Genomic DNA, 18,064 nt, shown 5'->3' on the forward strand with positions numbered 1-18,064 from the left:
CAGTGCCCGGCCGGCCTCGGCGTCGGCCGGGCGCCGCTTCCCCGCCCCCGGCCTTCACCGGCAGAGGAACCATTCATGACCACGCTCACCGCACCCCCCAAGACAGCACCCCCGCCCGTCCGTCCCCGGAAGTCCTCGGGCGCGGCGGCCAGGTGGAAGCGCCGCATCCCGCTGCTGCCCGCGCTGATTTTCACCATTGTCGTCACGCAGCTGCCTTTCGTGGCCACGTTGATCATCTCCACGTTCCAGTGGAACATCCTCAAGCCGGGCGACCGGCACTTCGTCGGTCTGTCCAACTTCTCGTTCGTCTTCACCGACGAGCGGCTGCGCACGGCCGTGCTCAACACCGTCGTGCTCACCGCGTCGGTGGTGATCATCAGTGTGATCCTCGGACTCGGTCTGGCGATGCTCCTCGACCGCCGCTTCGCCGGCCGCGGGCTGGCGCGCACGCTGCTCATCGCCCCGTTCCTGGTCATGCCGGTCGCGGCAGCGCTGCTGTGGAAGCACGCCATCTACAACCCCGACTACGGACTGCTCAACGGCACCCTCAACGCCGTCTACCGGTTGTTCGGCGCGGACAACGGCCCCTCGGTCGACTGGATCTCCTCCTACCCGATGCCCGCCGTCGTGGTGTCGCTGGTCTGGCAGTGGACCCCGTTCATGATGCTGATCCTCCTGGCCGGCCTTCAGGCGCAGCCCGGTGACGTCCTGGAGGCGGCCCGCATGGACGGCGCCTCCGCGCTGCAGACCTTCCGCCACATCACGCTGCCGCACCTGCGCCAGTACATCGAGCTGGGCGTCCTGCTCGGCACGATCTACGTCGTGCAGACCTTCGACGCGGTCTTCACCATCACCCAGGGCGGCCCCGGTTCCCAGACCACCAACCTGCCCTACGAGATCTACCTGACCATGTTCCGCAAGTACGAGTACGGCGAGGCAGCCGCCGCCGGTGTCGTCGTCGTCCTCGGCGCGTTCGTGATCGCGACCTTCGCGCTGCGCACCATCGCGTCGCTGTTCCGCGAGGAGGTATCCCGATGACCACCGCTCACGCAGCAGTCGCCGCGCCCGGGGCGAAGTTCACAAAGCTCTTCCGCCGCAGGGAGGACCGGGGCGGTGAGCCCCGGCTCTCTCCCCTGTGGACCTTCGTCGCCTGGCTCGCCACCCTGGCGTTCTTCGCGCCGGTGGCCTGGATGGTCCTCACCTCCTTCCACCAGGAGGCCGACGCGGCCACCAATCCGCCTACCCCCTTCGCCCCCGTCACCTTCGACCAGTACAAACTCCTCTTCAGCCGGGACATCACCCCCTTCCTCCTCAACTCGGCCATGGCCAGCATCCTTTCCACGATCCTGGTCCTCGCCCTGGCGGTACCGGCGGCCTACGCCCTGTCCATCAAGCCGGTCGAGAAGTGGACCGACGTGATGTTCTTCTTCCTGTCCACCAAGTTCCTCCCGGCCATCGCCGCCCTGCTGCCGGTGTACCTGATCGTCAAGGACGCCGGGATGCTGGACAACGTGTGGACGCTGGTCATCCTCTACACCGCCATGAACCTGCCGATCGCGGTATGGATGATGCGCTCCTTCCTCGCCGAGGTCCCCAGGGAGATCCTGGAAGCGGCCGAGGTCGACGGCGCGGGCCTGCTCACCGTCCTGTGGCGGGTCGTCGCACCCGTCGCCATGCCCGGACTCGCCGCCACCTCGCTGATCTGCTTCATCTTCAGCTGGAACGAGTTCATGTTCGCCGTGAACCTCACCGCGACGAAGGCGTCCACCGCGCCGGTCTTCCTGGTCGGCTTCATCACCAACGAGGGCCTGTTCCTGGCCCGGCTGTGCGCGGCGGCCACGCTGGTGTCGCTGCCGGTCCTCATCGCCGGGTTCGCCGCCCAGGACAAGCTGGTCCGCGGCCTGTCCCTGGGAGCGGTGAAGTGAGGGCGGCCGTCATCACCCAGCCCGGCAGTATCGAGATCGCCACGGTCGATGATCCCGCTCCGGGCCCGCGCGAGGTCGTCGTCGAGGTCGCGGCCACCGGGCTGTGCGGTACGGATCTGCACATCCTCCAGGGGGAGTTCGCCCCGAAACTGCCCGTCATCCCCGGCCACGAGTTCGCCGGGGAGGTCGTGGGCCGCGGCAGCGAGGTCACCGAACTCGCGCTCGGCGATCAGGTCGCCGTGGACCCGTCGCTGTACTGCTTCGCGTGCCACTACTGCCGCCTCGGCCACAACAACCTCTGCGAACGCTGGGCCGCCATCGGCGTCACCCACCCGGGCGCCGCCGCCGAGTACGCCGTGGCGCCCGCCGCCAACTGCGTACGACTGCCCGACCACGTGGACGCCCAGGACGCGGCGCTGATCGAGCCGCTGTCCTGCGCGGTGCGCGGCTACGACGTCCTGCGCAGCCGGCTCGCCTCCCGCGTGCTCGTCTACGGCGCCGGAACCATGGGCCTGATGATGCTCCAGCTCGCCAAGGCCACCGGCGCCGCGAGCGTCGACGTCGTCGACATCAACGCCGAACGCCTGGCCACGGCCTGGCAGTTGGGCTGCTCCGCCGCTGCCGCGTCCGCCGATGAGCTCGACCGGCCGCCCTACGGCTGGGATCTGGTCGTCGACGCCACCGGCAACGCGAAAGCCATCCAGGACGCCCTCGGCCGGGTGGGCAAAGGGGGCACGTACCTGCAGTTCGGGGTCGCCGACTACGCCACCCGGGCCACCATCGAGCCGTACAGGATCTACAACCAGGAGATCACGATCACCGGTTCGATGGCCGTCCTGCACAGCTTCGAACGCGCCGCGGACCTCTTCGCCACCGGTGTCATCGACCCGCGCGTCTTCATCACTGACCGCCTCCCGCTGGCGGCGTTCCCGGACGCCGTCGCCCGCTTCCAGGCAGGCATCGGCCGCAAGATCCAGATCCAGCCCGGCCTCGCCACCGCGTGAACGCCCGAACCGAACGGAACCCCCACATGACCGAGCAGATCCGCCGCGTTCTCGTCCGCTCCCTCGACGACGTCACCCTCGAGGAGGTGCCCGCCCCCGTACCCGGAGACGACGAACTCCTGGTGCGTACCACCGTCGTCGGCGTGTGCGGCTCCGACACCCATGCGGCGGCCGGCCACCACCCCTTCATCGACCTGCCCTACCGCCCCGGCCACGAGGCGGTAGGTGTAGTCGCCGCGGCAGGGAAAGGAGCCGAGGACTTCACGCCCGGAGACCGGGTGATCATCGAGCCCAACCTGTACTGCGGCCGATGCCCCCAGTGCCGCTCCGGCCGCTACAACATCTGCCAGGAGCTGAAGGTGTTCGGCTGCCAGACGCCCGGCGCCATGGCCGACCTGTTCACCATCGCGGCCGACCGCGTCCACCGCGTTCCCGACGGTATGACCGACATCGAGGCCGCCCTCGTCGAACCCATGGCCACGCCGGTGCACGCCGTGGCGAAGGCAGGTGACCTCACCGGACGCACGGTCGTCGTGCTCGGAGCCGGGCCGATTGGTCTGCTCGTCCTCGCCGCCGCCCGGCACGCGGGCGCCGCGAGGATCGCCGTCACCGACCTGCTGCCGGGCAAGCGGGACCGCGCCCTGCGTCTCGGAGCCGACACGGCCCTGCCCGCCGACGCCACCGACCTCGCCGACCAGGCCCACGCGGCGCTCGGCGGACCGGCCGACGTGGTCTTCGACTGCGTGGCGCGCGAACAGTCCATCGCCCAGGCCACCGACCTGGTCACCAAGGGCGGCACGATCATCGTCGTCGGCGTCGGCGCCGCCGGCACCACCCCGGTCCGCCTCGACCTGGTCCAGGACCGGGAGATCCGCATCGAGGGCACGCTGATGTACACCGGCGACGACTACCGCACCGCGATGTCCCTGATCTCGTCCGGTGCCATCGACACCGCCGAGATCGTCACCGCCACCTACCCGCTCAAGGACGCCGCCAAGGCGTTCGCCGCGTCAGTCGACCCCGAGCAGGTCAAGGTCCTGGTCACGGTGGACGGCCCGTAGTGCACGGCCACGCAGGCAGGGATGCGGATATGGACACAGACACGCACGTCGTACGGAGCAGCCGCCGCACGGGTGGCCCGAGGGCCGCGAGCCGGACGGGCCCCGGCCCGCACGGGCCCATGTGGGAAACTGCGATACCGGAGCGACCGGGAAGGAGGGGCGCCGTGACCGCCCGTACGCGACTGTCACAGGCGGCCGTCGAGGAGCGGCGCCAGGCCGTGCTGCGGTACGTCGCCGACCATGGCGAGACCCGCATCGACGAACTCGCCCGGCGCTTCGACGTCAGCCTGATGACGATGCACCGGGACCTGGACGACCTCGCCGGGCGGCATCTGCTGCGCAAGGAGCGCGGGCGGGCCGTCGCGTTCCCCGCCCTCACGATGGAGACGGCCACCCGCTTTCGCGAGAACAGCGCCCTCGCGGCCAAGAACGCGCTCTGCGCGGCCGTCGGCGACCGGATCGGACCGGGCAGCACCGTGCTCATGGAGGACTCGACCACGCTGTTCCCCCTGGTCCCGGCGCTGGCCGAGGTGGATCAGCTGCACGTCGTCACCAACTCGGTCGGCCTCGCACAGCGCCTCGGATCCGCCGCCCCCGCGGTGAACGTCACCCTGCTGGGCGGCCACTACCGCGGCGACTTCAACTCCTGCACCGGCCCCACCGTCACCCGCGCCCTGTCCCAAATCCGGGCCGATCTCGCCCTGATGTCCGCCACCGCCGTCCTGGAAGGACGCCTCTTCCACCCCCTGAACGACTACGTCGAGGTGAAGCTGGCGATGCTTGCCTCCGCCGATCAGGCGCTGCTCCTGGTGGACCACTCGAAGTTCGGCAAGACCGCCACGTACGCGTACGGGTCCGTGGCCGACTACCACACCGTCATCACCGACACCGGCACGCCCGACGCGGAACTCGCGGCGATACGCGACCTCGGAGTCCCCGTCGAGACGGTCGAACCCGAAGAGCCTTCCCTGTGACCCGCACCCTGTTCGAAACTCCGAGCGCCTACCGCCCCAGCGACGCTGAGATGGCAGCGCCGGTGCCCCCGGTCCAGGCCGTCCTGTTCGACTTCAGCAACACCATCTTCCAGATGATCGACCTGGAGACGTGGCTGCGTCGGGTCGGCTCCGCCGCCGGCCGCCTTGCTGTGCTGGACGAGCCCGGCGCGGTGGCCGAGATCTCCGAGCAGTTGCGCGCCGCCTTCCGGCTGCCCTCCGTCGTAGCCCTCCAGGAAGGCCGTGATCTCTCTTCCGAACGGCACCGCCGCGCCATGTGGGGATGGTGGGAGCAGGTGGACTTCCTGCGCGGCGCGGAGGAGGCGGCCTACCGGGAACTCACCGCTCCGGACGCCTGGGTTCCCTATCCCGACACCGAACCGGTCCTGCGTGCCCTGCACCAGCGCGGAATGCGCGTCGGCATCGTCAGCGACTTCGCCTGGGACCTGCGCACCCACCTCGCCCACCACGGGCTGGACGCCTTGATCGACACCTGCGTGATCTCCTACGAGCAGGGCCGCGAAAAGCCCGACCCACAGCTGTTCCTCAAAGCCTGCGCCGGCCTCGGCGCGGACCCCCGCGCCACCCTGATGGTCGGTGACAACCCGGTCCGCGACGGCGGCGCGGCCGCCTGCGGTCTGCGCACCTACATCCTGCCGGCGGAACACCGCACGGGAGAGCGCGGCCTGATGGACGTGCAGCGGCTCGTGATGTGACCGTGGTGGTCCACGGGCGTACGGCCGCCTTCATGGCGGCGGCCCGTCGCGGTTCAGCTGAGGGGGGAGGAGGCCGGCAGGTTCTGGTCGGCGGCCCAGGAGGCCAGGATGCGCAGCCGTTCGTGGGTGGGGGAGCCGGGGGCGGCTGTCCAGACGGTGAGGTGCTGGTCGGGGTCGGTGTTGGCGGTGAGGGTGTCCCACTCCAGGACGAGTTCGCCGACGACCGGATGGTTGAGGGTCTTCGTGCCCACGGTGCGGGCGGCGACGTGGTGATCGCCCCACCAGCGGGCGAACTGCTTGTCGCGCAGGGACAGTTCACCGACCAGCTCGATCAGGCGCGGGTCTTCGGGGTACTTCGCGGCCTCCATGCGCAGTTGGGCGACGGCGATGTGCGCGGAGGTCTCCCAGTCGGCGTACAGGGTGCGCATGGCGGGGTCCGTGAAGATGATCCGCGGGTAGTTGCGGTGCTTTTCCGCGAGGCGGGAGAAGTCGGTGACCAGGGCGGCGGCCAGCGCGTTCCAGGCCAGGATGTCCCCGCGCCGGCCCTGCACGATGGCGGGGGTGGCGGTGAGGTCGTCCAGGACCCGCTGCAACTGTGGTTGGACCTTCTGCCGGCCGCGGCGCCGGGTGCGGGTGGTGGTCTTTCCGGCGAGTTGGAAGAGGTAGCCGCGCTCGTCGTCGTCCAGGTGGAGCACCCGGGCGAGGACGTCCAGCACGGGTGCCGACGCCTGCATGCGGCCCTGTTCCAGCCGGGTGTAGTAGTCGGTGCTGATATTGGCCAGCTGGGCGACCTCCTCGCGGCGCAGCCCCTCCACCCGGCGGGGCCTGTCGGTCTCGGGCAGACCGACCGTGTGGGGGCTCAGCTCCGAGCGGCGCTTCTTGAGGAATTCTCCCAGCTCATTGAGGGGAACGTTGGCGGTCATGCTTCCCAGCATGACACCGATCGCACCTGCGTAAGGGGGGAGGATTTCCTCCCATGATGTTTCCCTCCCGGGATACTTCTCTCCGCTTTTCGCGCCTGTCCTCGGGTGTGAGGCTCGACCGTGAGCAGTCGCATTCCTCACCACGGCTGCGGTCCACAGACCCCGCACTGAAGGAAGCACCCCATGCGCGGAGCAGTCATCCACGCCCCCGGCGACGTGCGCTTCGAGAACCTCGACGACCCGAAGATCATTGAGCCGACCGACGCGGTGATCCGTACGGTCGCCACCTGTGTGTGCGGCTCGGACCTGTGGCCGTATCGCGGTCTCGAGCCGGTCGGCGACCCGCACCCGATGGGGCACGAGTACGTCGGCATCGTCGAGGACGTGGGCAGCGAGGTCGCGAACGTCGCGCCGGGCCAGTTCGTGGTCGGTTCCTTCGCCACCTCGGACAACACCTGCGTGAACTGCCTGAACGGCTGGCAGTCCTCCTGCCTGAACCGCGAGTTCATGAGCACCTGCCAGGCCGACTACGTGCGCATCCCCAACGCCCACGGCACCCTGGTCGCCACGGACGAGCACCCGGACGCCGAGATGGTGCCCAGCCTGCTCGCCGTGTCCGACGTCATGGGCACCGGCTGGTACGCCGCCCTCGCCGCCGAGGTGAAGCCCGGCTCGACGTCCGTCGTGGTCGGCGACGGAGCGGTCGGACTGTGCGGTGTCATCGCCGCGAAGGAACTGGGTGCGGAGCGGATCATCGCCATGTCCCGTCACGCGTCCCGCCAGAAGCTCGCCCTGGAGTTCGGCGCCACCGACATCGTGGCCGAACGCGGCGACGAAGGCATCGCCCGCGTCAAGGACCTCACCGGCGGCATCGGCGCCGACAGTGTGCTGGAGTGCGTCGGCACCGCGGATTCGATGCGGCAGGCCCTGCACTCCACCCGCCCCGGCGGCAACGTCGGCTTCGTCGGCGTCCCGCACGAGGTGGCCATCGACGGCGAGGAGCTGTTCTTCTCCCACGTCGGCCTGCGCGGCGGACCCGCCCCCGTGCGCCGCTACCTGCCCGACCTGATCGACCGCGTGCTGACCGGCCGCATCAACCCGGGCAAGGTCTTCGACCTCACCCTGCCCCTGGACCAGGTCGCCGAGGGTTACCGGGCGATGGACGAGCGCCGCGCCGTCAAGGCCCTGCTCAACCCCTGAGCCCTGACGCGCCCACACCTGTGACCGCACCGAGGAGGTGCGGCCACAGGACCGGCAACCACCCCCCACATATGGACTGACCATGACGACCTTCGCCCTCGTCGGCGTCGGCCCCGGTCTCGGGCTGGCCACCGCCCGCCGCTTCGGAGCCGCCGGCCACACCGTCGCCCTCATCGCCCGCGACGCGGAGAAACTGGACGGTCTGACGGCCGACCTCGCCCGTGACGGCGTCCAGGCGCGCGGCTACACCGCCGATGTCCTCGACATCGAGTCCCTGACCGCGGCCCTGCACACAGCCGCGGCCGACCTGGGGCCCGTCGAGATCCTCCAGTACAGCCCCGTGCCCCAGCCCCACTTCATGAAGCCGGTCCTCGACACCGGCGCCGACGACCTCGACGCCCCGCTCGCCTTCTCCGTCAAGGGCCCCGTCACCGCGGTGAACGCCGTCCTGCCCGGCATGCGCGAACTCGGCCGCGGCACCCTGCTGTTCGTCAACGGCTCCAGCGCCGTACGTCCCAACCCGAAGGTCGCCGGCACCTCGATCGCCTTCGCCGCCGAGAGCGCCTACGCCCGCATGCTGCACGACACGCTCGCCCCGGAGAACATCCACGCCGCGCAGCTGATCATCCCCGGAGCCATCCGGCCCGACGCCGAGCACAGCAGCCCCGACGTCCTGGCCCAGCGCCTGTACGACATCCACACCAAGCGGGACGGCTTCCGCCACTACTCCGAGCCTCTGCCCGACTAGCCACAGGACGACCCCGTGAACCCCGCCCCCTTTCGCGCTCTCACCCGCGTGGTCCCGGCCGCCGCCCTGCTGCTGGTCATGACCGCCTGCACCGACGATTCCCCGCCCTCCTCCGCCGCCTCCGCCTCCGCCTCCGAGCCCGCGTCGCCGAAGGCTTCGACGGACCCGGCAGCCACCACACCGACCGGCAGGACAACCGCGATGAACATCCGGCTCACGCTCGACGGCCACCACATCGCCGCCACCCTGAACGACAGTCCCACCGCCCGCGACTTCGCGGCCCAGCTCCCCCTGACCCTCTCCCTGAGCGACCTCAACCAGGCCGAGAAGGTCGCCGATCTGCCCCGGAAACTTTCCACCTCCGGCGCCCCTGAAGGCGCCGACCCCGAGGTCGGCGACCTGGCGTACTACGCCCCCTGGAACCAGCTCGCCACCTACTACCGCGACGCCCCGTACGCGACCGGCCTGGTCATACTCGGGCACATGGCCGACGGCGGCGCCGAGCGGCTCGCCACCGCCGACGAGATCACCATCGAAGCCGCGCCCTGACCCGCCCCACCGCTCGCCCGTGCACGAAGGGGGGAGGAGATCCTCCCCTTTTCGTCCGGTTCACTGCATGGAACCGTCGAAGACGTGGCCGCGCCGTCCACTGTCCGCCGCGACGGCTTCAACCGCCACCATGATCCCGTTTCCACGCAAGGAGAGACCACACGTATGCCTTCCGCGTCCGGGACCACCCCCGGCAGGCTTCCCTTCGTCGTCTGGGTGCTCGCCGCCGGCACGTTCCTGATGGGGACCACCGAGTTCGTCGTCGCCGGCCTGCTGCCGGAGCTGGCCGGTGACCTCGGAGTCAGCGTCTCCCACGCCGGCCTGCTGATCACCGCCTTCGCCGTCGGCATGATCGTCGGCGCGCCGACCATGGCCCTGGCGACCCTACGGCTTCCGCAGCGCCTGACGCTGATCCTGGCCCTGTCCGTGTTCTGCCTCGGACATCTCGTCGCCGCCCTCAGTACGTCCTTCACGATCGTCCTCACCGCCCGCGTCGTCACGGCCCTGGCCACCGGAGCGTTCTGGGCCGTCGGCTTCGTCGTCGCCACCACCGCCGCGGGCCCGCACAACGCCACCCGCGCCACGGGCGTCATGATCGGCGGCCTGACCCTGGCCAACGTCGTCGGCGTGCCGATCGGCTCGTTCGCCGGCCAGTTCACCGGCTGGCGCGGCCCCTTCTGGGCCCTGGCCGTCCTCTCCGGGCTCGCCGCCGTGTTCATCGGCCGCTTCATCCCGGACCGGGAGCGGCGCGTCGAGGTGTCCCTCCGGGCCGAGGTCCGGGCGCTGCGTCAGGGCCGGCTGTGGCTGGCGCTCGCCGCCGCGATGCTGATCATGGGCGGCGTCCTGGCGACGTACACCTACGTCACGCCGCTGCTGACCGACCGCGCGGGCATCCCCGCAGGCGCCGTACCGCTCGTCCTCATCGCCTTCGGCGTCGGCGCCCTGGGCGGCACCACCACGGGCGGCCACCTAGGCGACCGACGTCCGATGGCGACCACGATCACGGCCGCCGCGGCTACGGCTCTGGTCCTGTTCCTGATGATCCCGCTGTCCGGCAACCCGGTGACAGCAACCCTCCTGGTCTTCCTCATGGGCCTGACCGGCTTCACGGTCAACCCGGTCGTCACCGCCCTCGCCATGCGCTTCGCGGGCGATGCCCCCACCCTCACCTCCTCTCTGACCACCTCCGCCTTCAACACCGGCATCGCCGCCGGTTCGATGATCGCGGGTCAGGCCCTGGACTCCTCCCTGGGCCTGACCGGCCCGCCCCTGGTCGGCACCGTCATCGCCGCCCTGACGCTGCTGCCCCTGATCGCCCTCGCCGTTCACGGCCCGTCCCACAAGGGCCGGATCGTGGCCCGGAGCAGCGCTCCCGCGCAACGGCGACACGACGAACCCGCGCAGGTGCCGTCGCAGCACTGACTCAAGCCTGGATCCGCGTACGGCCGACTACGTACCAGCACGCGAGAGGACTCCGCGCATGACTGTGAGCAGCACGGGCTTCACCGGGAAGGTGGCCTTCGTGACCGGAGCCGGCTCCGGCATCGGCCGCGTGACTGCGGGCGCCTTCGCCCGCGCAGGCACCCGCGTCGCCCTCGCCGACCTGTCCGCGGACGGTGTTCTGGTCTGCTCGGACGCCGCCTCCTTCGCCACCGGCCACGCCATGGTCGTCGGCGGCGGCCAAACCGCCTGACGGCGTCGCGGCAAGGCGTCGTGCCGCCGCAGTTCATCCAGGCACCCCGGGCACCAGCCGTACCGCCACATCTTGCCACCTGAAGGGACAACGCCCCGTGAATCCCACCTACGACTTCAACGGCCGCGTCGCCCTCGTCACCGGGGCCGGCGCCGGTATGGGGCTGGCGACCGCCCGCGCGTTCGCCCGGTCCGGAGCCGCCGTCGCCCTCACCGACATCGACGAAGCGGCCCTGAACGCTGCCGCGAAGGAACTCACCGACGCCGGCCACCAAGCCCTCGCCCTCACCTGCGACGTCAGTGACGAGGACCAGGTCGCCGCCGCCGTCGACCGCACGGTCGAGACCTTCGGCCGCCTGGACATGGCCTACAACAACGCCGGCATCCAGATCCCGCCCAGCGACGCCGCAGACGAGCCCGCCGAACAGTTCGACCGCGTCAACGCCATCAACCTGCGCGGCGTGTGGGCCTGCATGAAGCACGAGCTGCGGCACATGCGCACCCAGGGCAGCGGCGCGATCGTCAACTGCTCCTCCCTGGGCGGCCTGGTCGGCCTGCCCGGCCGCGCCTCCTACCACGCCTCCAAACACGGAGTCATCGGCCTGACGAGCAGCGCGGCACTCGAATACGCCCCCCGAGGCATCCGCATCAACGCCGTCTGCCCGGGCACCATCGACACCCCCATGGTCAGCGACATGATCGCCAAGGGCGAACTCGACCGCGCCGAGGCCGAGGCCAACCAGCCCATCAACCGGCTCGGCACCGCCGAGGAGATCGCCCAGGCGGTCCTGTGGCTGTGCAGCCCCGGAGCGAGTTTCGTCGTCGGCGTCGCCCTCCCCGTCGACGGTGGCTACGTCGCCCGCTGAAGACAGCCCACGCAGGAAAGAGAGCTGAGAGACACCATGGAATTCATCAAGCAGCAGCCCAGCAGCAAGGCCCCGGCCGACTGGTTCACCGGCGACGTGTGGTGGGACGTCATCGTGGCCGGCCAGGAGCCGTCGCGGATGCGCGCCAACCTGGTCCGCTTCTCGCCGGGTGCCCGCACCAACTGGCACTCCCACGCCCTGGGCCAGACCCTGCACGTCGTTTCCGGCATCGCCCTGATCGGCACCCGGGACGGCACCGTCTTCGAGGCCCACCCCGGCGAGACCGTCGCCTGCCCGCCGGACGAGGAACACTGGCACGGCGCTGCCCCCGACCGCTTCATGGAGCACATCGCCCTGTGGGAGGGCACAGGCGACGGCACTCCCGAGACCACGTGGGCCGAGCCGGTCACCGACCAGCACTACAACGGCCGCCGCACCCGCGACCAGTAGCCCCGGCCCATCCAGCACGCAGCCGGGGCTCACTCAGGACGTCACGGCGTCCCAGGGAGGGCCGCCTGCCTCGCAGCGCGCAAGTGCCCCCGATGACGTCGGTCAGTCACTTCTGACGGAGCTTCAATGGGGGGAGGAAAGTCTCCCTGTCACGAGCGTTGCCGGTGGTGCAAGACTCCCCAGGCGACCAGTAGCCGCTGCCAGAGCGCGCGGTTGCCGGCTTTCCCGCGGTGACGACGATCCACTCTCCCGTCCCGCTGATGTGTACGGCCGATCCGTCCGCGATACGAAGGCGTACGTATGTCCACTGAACTCCCCGAACCTTCCGCCCCACCACCCACCGGGGCCGGCGAGTCCTCCCTGGCACCGACTCGGCGCACGTTCATCGCCACCAGCACAGCGGTCGGTGGTGCCGTCGTCGCGGGGGGCGTGATCGCAGGCACGTTCCTCGCCGACCCGGAGGAAGCGACGGCCGCCGAGAGGCCGCCGTCCAGCCGTGTCTCCCTGACGGTCAACGGCACCCGCCATACCGTGACGGTCGACAACCGCACCTCACTGCTGGACCTGCTCCGCGAGCACTTGGGCCTGACGGGCTCGAAGAAGGGCTGCAACGCCGGGGCCTGCGGCGCGTGCACGGTCCTGGTCGACGGGCAGCGGCACAACGCCTGCCTGACGCTCGCGGTGCGTCTGGAGGGAGCCGAGGTCACCACGATCGAGGGCCTGGCCGAGGGTGATCAACTCCACCCGCTGCAGCAGGCGTTCATCGACCAGGACGCCTTCCAGTGCGGCTACTGCACGCCAGGGCAGATCGTCTCCGGCGTCGGCTGCATCCAGGAGGGCCACACCGGCTCGCCGGAGGAGATCCGGGAGTGGATGAGCGGAAACATCTGCCGCTGCGGCTGCTACGTCAAGATCGTGCGCGCGGTGGAGCAGACCGCGGGCCGGAAGTGAGGATCGGCCGCCATGCATCCCTTCTCCTACACCCGCGTCTCCGACACCCGCGAAGCCCTCGACGCCGGTCGCCGCGGCGGGCGTTACATCGCCGGGGGCACCACCCTGGTCGACCTCATGCGTGAGACCGTCGAACGCCCCGAGAACCTCGTCGACATCACCGGACTGCCGCTGGGCGAGATCACCGCCACCGAGCGCGGGGGCTTGCACATCGGCGCCCTGGTGACCATGTCCGAGGCCGCCGCCCACGCCAAGGTGCGCACCCTGTGTCCCGTCGTCTCCGAGGCGCTGGAGCTGAGCGCGTCGGCCCAGCTGCGGAACATGGCGACCATCGGCGGCAACATCATGCAGCGCACCCGCTGCACGTACTTCCGCGACGTCACCGCCGACTGCAACAAGCGCGAGCCCGGCTCCGGTTGCGCCGCCCTGCACGGCCACAACCGCACCCACGCCATCCTCGGGACCTCCGACGCCTGCGTGGCCACCCACCCGTCCGATGCCGCCGTGGCCTTCGCGGCACTGGAGGCACGGGTGCACCTGCTGGGCCCGGACGGGGCACGTCAGGTGTCCTTCGCCGACTTCCTGTTGCGGCCGGGCAGTACCCCGCAACGTGAGCAGGACCTGCGTAAAGGCGAGTTGATTACCGCAGTGGAGATTCCCGCTCTTCCGCGCCCGCTCAGGTCCGGCTACCTGAAGGTGCGTGACCGGCAGTCGTACGAGTTCGCCCTGACGTCGGCGGCCGTCGCGCTGCACGTACGCGGCGGGGTGATCCGCGAGGCCAAGGTCGCCGCCGGGGGAGTGGGCACGGTGCCCTGGAAGCTGCCCGCCGTCGAACAGCACCTCGTCGGTGAACGCCCCTCGGGGGCCCTCTGGTCGGCCGCTGCCGCGAAGGCGGCGGAGGGGGCCCGTCCCCTTCAGCACAACCGCTTCAAGGTCGAGCTGCTCAAGCGCACTGTCGAACGCCAGCTGCGCGTCGTAGGAGGTACCAAGTGAGCCCCCAGCCGCAGGCAGCCGTGGGTGCGCCGCTGTCCCGGGTGGACGGCCGGCTCAAGGTCACCGGGCAGGCGCTGTATGCCGCCGAGCACGAGGTCGACGGGGCGGTGCACGCCGTCATCGTCGACGCGGCCATCGGCCGCGGCCGCATCACGTCGATCAGCACCGGTGCCGCCGAAGCCCTTCCGGGCGTGCTGAAGGTGATCCACTACCGCAACGCGCCGAAGCTGCCGTACCGCGACAACTCCGGGTCGAACAATCCGCCCGGCCGGCGACTGCGCGTCTTCCAGGACGACCGCGTCCGCTTCCACGGCCAGCCGGTCGCCGTCGTGGTCGCCACCACGCTGGAGGCCGCACAGCACGGCGCGAGCCTGGTCGAAGTCGGTTACGACGCCGAACAGCCCTCGACCGACCTCACCGAGGCCGAGCCGGACGAGCCGACCCGGTACGCGCGCGGCGACGCCGAGGCGGCCCTGCGCACGGCGGCCGTGCGGCTGGACCTGACCTACCGCACGGCTCGCAACCACCACAACCCGATGGAGCCGCACGCCACCATCGCCCGCTGGAACGGTGACAAGCTCACCGTGTGGGACAAGACCCAGTGGGTGGTGGGCACGCAGACCGAACTCGCCGCGGTGTTCGGTCTGGAGACGGACGCGGTGCGCGTCATCTCACCGTTCGTCGGCGGCGGCTTCGGCACGGCACTGCGCTGCTGGCCGCACGTGGTCGTCGCCGCGCTGGCCGCCCGCGAGACGAAGCGCCCGGTCAAGCTGGTCCTCAGTCGCAAGCAGATGTACCTCGGTACCGGTTTCCGGCCCTCGTACGAGTACCACCTGCGCCTCGGCAGTGACCGGCGGGGCCGGCTGTCCGCCGCGGTGCACGAGCTGGACGCCGAGACGTCGTCGTACGAGACGTTCACCGAGTCCATCCTGGCGGCCGGACAGATGCTCTACAGCATGCCCAACGTGACCCAGAGGTACCGGACGGTGCCGCTGGATCTGCCCACGCCGCTGTACATGCGAGGCCCCGGCTTCCAGACGGCGTCCTTCGTCATCGAGTCGGCCATGGACGAACTCGCCCACAAGCTCGGCGTCGACCCGATCGAGCTGCGCCGGCGCAACGAGCCGGCGGAGGACGAGTCGTCGGGGCTGCCGTTCTCCACCCGCCGGCTGCGCGAGTGCTACAGCGTCGGCGCCCGCGAGTTCGGCTGGGACCGCCGCGACCCCAGGCCCCGCTCCACGCGCGACGGCGACTGGCTCATCGGCCTGGGCATGGCCGCCGGCGTCTACGACACCGCGCGCATGCCGGCCCAGGCCCGGGCCCGCCTGGACGCCGACGGCACCGCGCTGGTCGAGGCGGCTGCCACCGACATGGGCCCGGGTACGTACACCTCCCAGACCCAGGTCGCCGCCGACGCCCTCGGACTGACCGTGCGCACGGTGACCTTCCGGTTGGGGGACTCCCTCTACCCTCCGACACCCCCGCACGGCGGCTCGATGACCATGGCCAGCGTCGGCTCCGCCACCCTCGACGCCTGCAACAAGGTCCGCCGCCAGGCGATCCAACTGGCCGTCGGGGACCGCGAGTCGCCGCTGTACGGGGTGGCGGCCGACGATGTCGTGGTGCGCAACGGCCGACTGCACGTGAAGAACGATCCCACGCGCGGGGAGACCTACCGGCGGCTGCTGACCCGCAACGACCGCACCCACCTGGAAGCGGACGGCTCCTTCGCGCCGCCGTCGGGCCCCGAACGTCACTCCTTCTACGGCTACAACGCCACCTTTGCCGAGGTGGCAGTGGACGCGACGCTCGGTCTGGTGCGGGTGCGGCGGGTGCTCGGCGTGTACGACGCGGGCCGTATCATCAGCCCCAAACTCGCCGACAGCCAGGCCATCGGCGGCATGGTCGGCGGCATCGGCACGGCCCTGCTGGAGCACACGCTCACCGACCACCGCGACGGCCGCATCGTCAACGCCAACCTCGCCGACTACCTCGTGCCCGTCAACGCCGACGTCCCCGACCTGAAGGCGATCTACCTGGACGGCGAGGACCGCGAGGCCGACCCGCTCGGCGTCAAGGGCCTCGGAGAGCTCGTGATGATCGGGGTGGCGCCCGCCATCGCCAACGCGGTCTTCAACGCCACCGGCCGCCGCGTCCGCGAACTGCCCATCACGGCCGAGGCGTTGCTCTGATCCATGCCCTCGGGCCGACGGAGCGCACACCGCTCGTCCGGCAGCCTGCCCCGTCCGGCTGCCGGACTTTCGAGGGCCGCTGTTTCCCCGGCGTCGTGGCGGCGGCCCGTTCACCTTCCGATCCTGGTCCTGCCATGGAGACATGGAGAACTGCCATGCTGAACATCGCGGACACTCTGCACCGCTGGTGCCGCGAGGCACGCCCCTTCGCTCTGGCCACCGTCGTCGACGTGCACGGCAGTGCCCCTCTGCCGGTCGGTACGTCGGTCGCGGTGGACGAGGACGGCAACGCCGTCGGCAGCGTCTCCGGCGGCTGCGTCGAGGGAGCGGTCTACGAACTGTGCCGACAGGTGCTCCACGACCGGGGCGCCCCACAGCGGGCCTGGTTCGGCTACTCCGACGACGACGCCTTCGCCGTCGGTCTGACCTGCGGCGGCGAACTCGACGTCCTCGTCCAGCGCATCGACCCCGCAGCACAGCCGCACCTGTCCACGGCCCTCTCCGAGATTGCTCAAGGGCGACCGGTCGCCGTGGCACAGGTCGTGGACGGCCCGGAACACCTCCTCGGCTCCACGCTGAGCGTGCTCGGCGGCGGCCATGTCGCCTATGGGCGCGTAGACGGCGGCCCGGCGGACCGGGCCGTGGCCGACCGGGCCAGGGCCCTGATGCAGGCGGGCCGCACCGTCCGCATCGACATCGGCGGGCAGGCGGACGAATGCCCCGAACGGCTGTCCGTCCTCGTTCATGTCCGTGCGTCCCCGCCACGCCTGCTGGTCTTCGGTGCCGTCGACTTCGCCGCGGCCCTCAGCCGGGCCGGCCGCTTCCTGGGTTACCACGTCACCGTCTGCGACGCCCGCCCCGTCTTCGCCACTCCCGCCCGCTTCCCGCACGCGGACGAAGTGGTGGTCGACTGGCCCCACCGCTACCTGGAACGCACCGAGGTGGACGAGCGTACCGCCATATGTGTCCTCACCCACGACGCCAGGTTCGACATTCCCCTGCTGCGCCTGGCACTCGACCTGCCCGTCGCCTATGTCGGGGGCATGGGCTCCCGGCGCACCCACGACGAGCGCATACGCCGCCTGCGCGAGCAGGGCGTCACGGAGAACCAGTTGGCCCGGCTGCGTTCCCCCATCGGCCTCGATCTTGGAGCCTCCACACCCGAGGAGACGGCCATCTCCATCACCGCGGAGATCATCGCCCAGGCCAACCACGGCACGGGCAGACCTCTGACCCAGATCACCGGCCCGATCCACCGGCCGTCGGAGTTGGCGGGCTACCGGTAGGCCGGCCTCACGAACCGACAAGGGCTCATCGTCCCTCTGAAGGCAGCCTGTACGTCATGACGCTCGCTTGACGCTCTGGGCTCCCGCAGGCGGGACAACGAGCCGAGAAATGGCCTCTGACCTGGCCTTTCCGATACCTGTTCAATCCGACATCTTTCCGATGACGCATCATGTGGAGTGCGTGGCGGTGCTGGAGCCGGTCGACAAGGGTCACTGACCTGTTGGTTTTCGACCTCCGAGGGGCGTTCGACGGTGGGGGGACCGGTACGAAGCGCCGGAGCAGTTGTGCCGGCGGGTGTCCGGCGAGGGGCCCGGCGGCGTCCCTGGGGCGCAGGCCGCCGGGCGGATCGCCGAGGCCCTGGCGGGCACGCGCTCGCGGGGACATGGCTTGCCGGTTCGGGCGCAGTGATCAGGCAGGGAGCGGGTAGGCGGTGGCGACCAAGTGGAGGAGGCCCTCGCCTCGCCCGCTTCCCGGGTGGTGGCCGCCGCCCCCTCCCGGCCCGATCGAGCCTGGTC

General features: G+C 70.6%; 18 protein-coding genes. 17 read left to right on the plus strand and 1 reads right to left on the minus strand.

From position 1 onward, the window contains the following. Positions 1-75: 75 nt before the first annotated feature. From AC07F0_RS18610 to AC07F0_RS18635, 6 genes are all read left to right on the plus strand, one after another. A complete protein-coding gene (locus AC07F0_RS18610) occupies positions 76-1,038 on the plus strand; it encodes a carbohydrate ABC transporter permease (protein ID WP_478980096.1) in 963 nt (320 codons plus the stop codon). Then, the gene (locus AC07F0_RS18615) at positions 1,035-1,925 is read left to right on the plus strand and encodes a carbohydrate ABC transporter permease (protein WP_478980098.1); all 891 of its coding nucleotides are present in this window, start codon (positions 1,035-1,037) and stop codon (positions 1,923-1,925) included. The genes AC07F0_RS18610 and AC07F0_RS18615 overlap by 4 nt, the downstream gene beginning before the upstream one ends. Then, entirely contained in the window at positions 1,922-2,929 is a 1,008-nt protein-coding gene (locus AC07F0_RS18620; RefSeq protein ID WP_478980100.1) for a zinc-dependent alcohol dehydrogenase family protein, read from the plus strand. The genes AC07F0_RS18615 and AC07F0_RS18620 overlap by 4 nt, the downstream gene beginning before the upstream one ends. A 26-nt stretch (positions 2,930-2,955) precedes the next feature. Next, positions 2,956-3,990 (plus strand): zinc-dependent alcohol dehydrogenase, encoded by a 1,035-nt coding sequence (locus tag AC07F0_RS18625; RefSeq protein WP_478980102.1) that lies wholly within the window; start codon positions 2,956-2,958, stop codon positions 3,988-3,990. A 164-nt stretch (positions 3,991-4,154) separates the two neighbouring features. Continuing rightward, the gene (locus AC07F0_RS18630; protein WP_478980104.1) at positions 4,155-4,964 is read left to right on the plus strand and encodes a DeoR/GlpR family DNA-binding transcription regulator; all 810 of its coding nucleotides are present in this window, start codon (positions 4,155-4,157) and stop codon (positions 4,962-4,964) included. Next, complete coding sequence (locus AC07F0_RS18635) at positions 4,961-5,698, plus strand: HAD family hydrolase (protein WP_478980106.1); 738 nt, start codon at positions 4,961-4,963, stop codon at positions 5,696-5,698. The genes AC07F0_RS18630 and AC07F0_RS18635 overlap by 4 nt, the downstream gene beginning before the upstream one ends. 53 nt (positions 5,699-5,751) lie before the next feature. On the opposite strand, the gene AC07F0_RS18640 is transcribed toward AC07F0_RS18635, so the two are convergent. Further along, a complete protein-coding gene (locus tag AC07F0_RS18640) occupies positions 5,752-6,633 on the minus strand; it encodes a helix-turn-helix domain-containing protein (protein ID WP_478980108.1) in 882 nt (293 codons plus the stop codon). A 171-nt stretch (positions 6,634-6,804) separates the two neighbouring features. Between AC07F0_RS18640 and AC07F0_RS18645 the strand changes: the two genes are divergently transcribed. The 11 genes from AC07F0_RS18645 (at position 6,805) to AC07F0_RS18695 (ending at position 17,548) form a co-directional block, all read left to right on the plus strand. Continuing rightward, positions 6,805-7,821, plus strand: a complete 1,017-nt coding sequence (locus AC07F0_RS18645) for a zinc-dependent alcohol dehydrogenase family protein (RefSeq protein WP_478980109.1) — start codon at positions 6,805-6,807, stop codon at positions 7,819-7,821. An 82-nt stretch (positions 7,822-7,903) separates the two neighbouring features. Further along, on the plus strand, positions 7,904-8,569 hold the full coding sequence (locus tag AC07F0_RS18650) for an SDR family NAD(P)-dependent oxidoreductase (protein ID WP_478980111.1): 666 nt from the start codon (positions 7,904-7,906) through the stop codon (positions 8,567-8,569). A gap of 15 nt (positions 8,570-8,584) precedes the next feature. Continuing rightward, positions 8,585-9,118 carry a cyclophilin-like fold protein gene (locus AC07F0_RS18655; RefSeq protein WP_478980113.1) on the plus strand — a complete coding sequence of 178 codons (534 nt, stop codon included), beginning with the start codon at positions 8,585-8,587 and terminating at the stop codon, positions 9,116-9,118. 165 nt (positions 9,119-9,283) lie between these two features. Continuing rightward, a complete protein-coding gene (locus tag AC07F0_RS18660; RefSeq protein ID WP_478980115.1) occupies positions 9,284-10,540 on the plus strand; it encodes an MFS transporter in 1,257 nt (418 codons plus the stop codon). Between the two features lie 58 nt (positions 10,541-10,598). After that, positions 10,599-10,811 carry an SDR family NAD(P)-dependent oxidoreductase gene (locus AC07F0_RS18665; RefSeq protein WP_478980117.1) on the plus strand — a complete coding sequence of 71 codons (213 nt, stop codon included), beginning with the start codon at positions 10,599-10,601 and terminating at the stop codon, positions 10,809-10,811. Positions 10,812-10,908: 97 nt separating this feature from the next. Then, a complete protein-coding gene (locus tag AC07F0_RS18670) occupies positions 10,909-11,676 on the plus strand; it encodes an SDR family NAD(P)-dependent oxidoreductase (RefSeq protein WP_478980119.1) in 768 nt (255 codons plus the stop codon). Positions 11,677-11,712: 36 nt separating this feature from the next. Beyond that, positions 11,713-12,126, plus strand: coding sequence for a (R)-mandelonitrile lyase (locus AC07F0_RS18675; RefSeq protein ID WP_397622422.1), 414 nt, complete (start codon positions 11,713-11,715; stop codon positions 12,124-12,126). A gap of 300 nt (positions 12,127-12,426) precedes the next feature. Then, entirely contained in the window at positions 12,427-13,077 is a 651-nt protein-coding gene (locus AC07F0_RS18680) for a (2Fe-2S)-binding protein (protein ID WP_478980121.1), read from the plus strand. Between the two features lie 12 nt (positions 13,078-13,089). Next, positions 13,090-14,070 (plus strand): FAD binding domain-containing protein, encoded by a 981-nt coding sequence (locus AC07F0_RS18685; RefSeq protein ID WP_478980123.1) that lies wholly within the window; start codon positions 13,090-13,092, stop codon positions 14,068-14,070. After that, a complete protein-coding gene (locus AC07F0_RS18690; RefSeq protein WP_478980125.1) occupies positions 14,067-16,262 on the plus strand; it encodes a xanthine dehydrogenase family protein molybdopterin-binding subunit in 2,196 nt (731 codons plus the stop codon). The genes AC07F0_RS18685 and AC07F0_RS18690 overlap by 4 nt, the downstream gene beginning before the upstream one ends. Before the next feature lie 155 nt (positions 16,263-16,417). After that, positions 16,418-17,548, plus strand: a complete 1,131-nt coding sequence (locus tag AC07F0_RS18695) for an XdhC family protein (RefSeq protein WP_478980127.1) — start codon at positions 16,418-16,420, stop codon at positions 17,546-17,548. The last annotated feature ends 516 nt before the right edge of the window (positions 17,549-18,064 follow it).

The sequence above is a fragment of the Streptomyces sp. NPDC045955 genome (assembly GCF_056430805.1).

Bases quoted from the DNA above. Each gene is read 5' to 3' on its own strand.
- AC07F0_RS18660 (WP_478980115.1), top strand. From the start codon at position 9,284: ATGCCTTCCGCGTCCGGGACCACCCCCGGCAGGCTTCCCTTCGTCGTC.
- AC07F0_RS18695 (WP_478980127.1), top strand. From the start codon at position 16,418: ATGCTGAACATCGCGGACACTCTGCACCGCTGGTGCCGCGAGGCACGC.
- AC07F0_RS18675 (WP_397622422.1), top strand. From the start codon at position 11,713: ATGGAATTCATCAAGCAGCAGCCCAGCAGCAAGGCCCCGGCCGACTGG.
- AC07F0_RS18665 (WP_478980117.1), top strand. From the start codon at position 10,599: ATGACTGTGAGCAGCACGGGCTTCACCGGGAAGGTGGCCTTCGTGACC.
- AC07F0_RS18645 (WP_478980109.1), top strand. From the start codon at position 6,805: ATGCGCGGAGCAGTCATCCACGCCCCCGGCGACGTGCGCTTCGAGAAC.
- AC07F0_RS18625 (WP_478980102.1), top strand. From the start codon at position 2,956: ATGACCGAGCAGATCCGCCGCGTTCTCGTCCGCTCCCTCGACGACGTC.
- AC07F0_RS18650 (WP_478980111.1), top strand. From the start codon at position 7,904: ATGACGACCTTCGCCCTCGTCGGCGTCGGCCCCGGTCTCGGGCTGGCC.
- AC07F0_RS18640 (WP_478980108.1), bottom strand. From the start codon at position 6,633: ATGCTGGGAAGCATGACCGCCAACGTTCCCCTCAATGAGCTGGGAGAA.
- AC07F0_RS18680 (WP_478980121.1), top strand. From the start codon at position 12,427: ATGTCCACTGAACTCCCCGAACCTTCCGCCCCACCACCCACCGGGGCC.
- AC07F0_RS18685 (WP_478980123.1), top strand. From the start codon at position 13,090: ATGCATCCCTTCTCCTACACCCGCGTCTCCGACACCCGCGAAGCCCTC.
- AC07F0_RS18610 (WP_478980096.1), top strand. From the start codon at position 76: ATGACCACGCTCACCGCACCCCCCAAGACAGCACCCCCGCCCGTCCGT.
- AC07F0_RS18615 (WP_478980098.1), top strand. From the start codon at position 1,035: ATGACCACCGCTCACGCAGCAGTCGCCGCGCCCGGGGCGAAGTTCACA.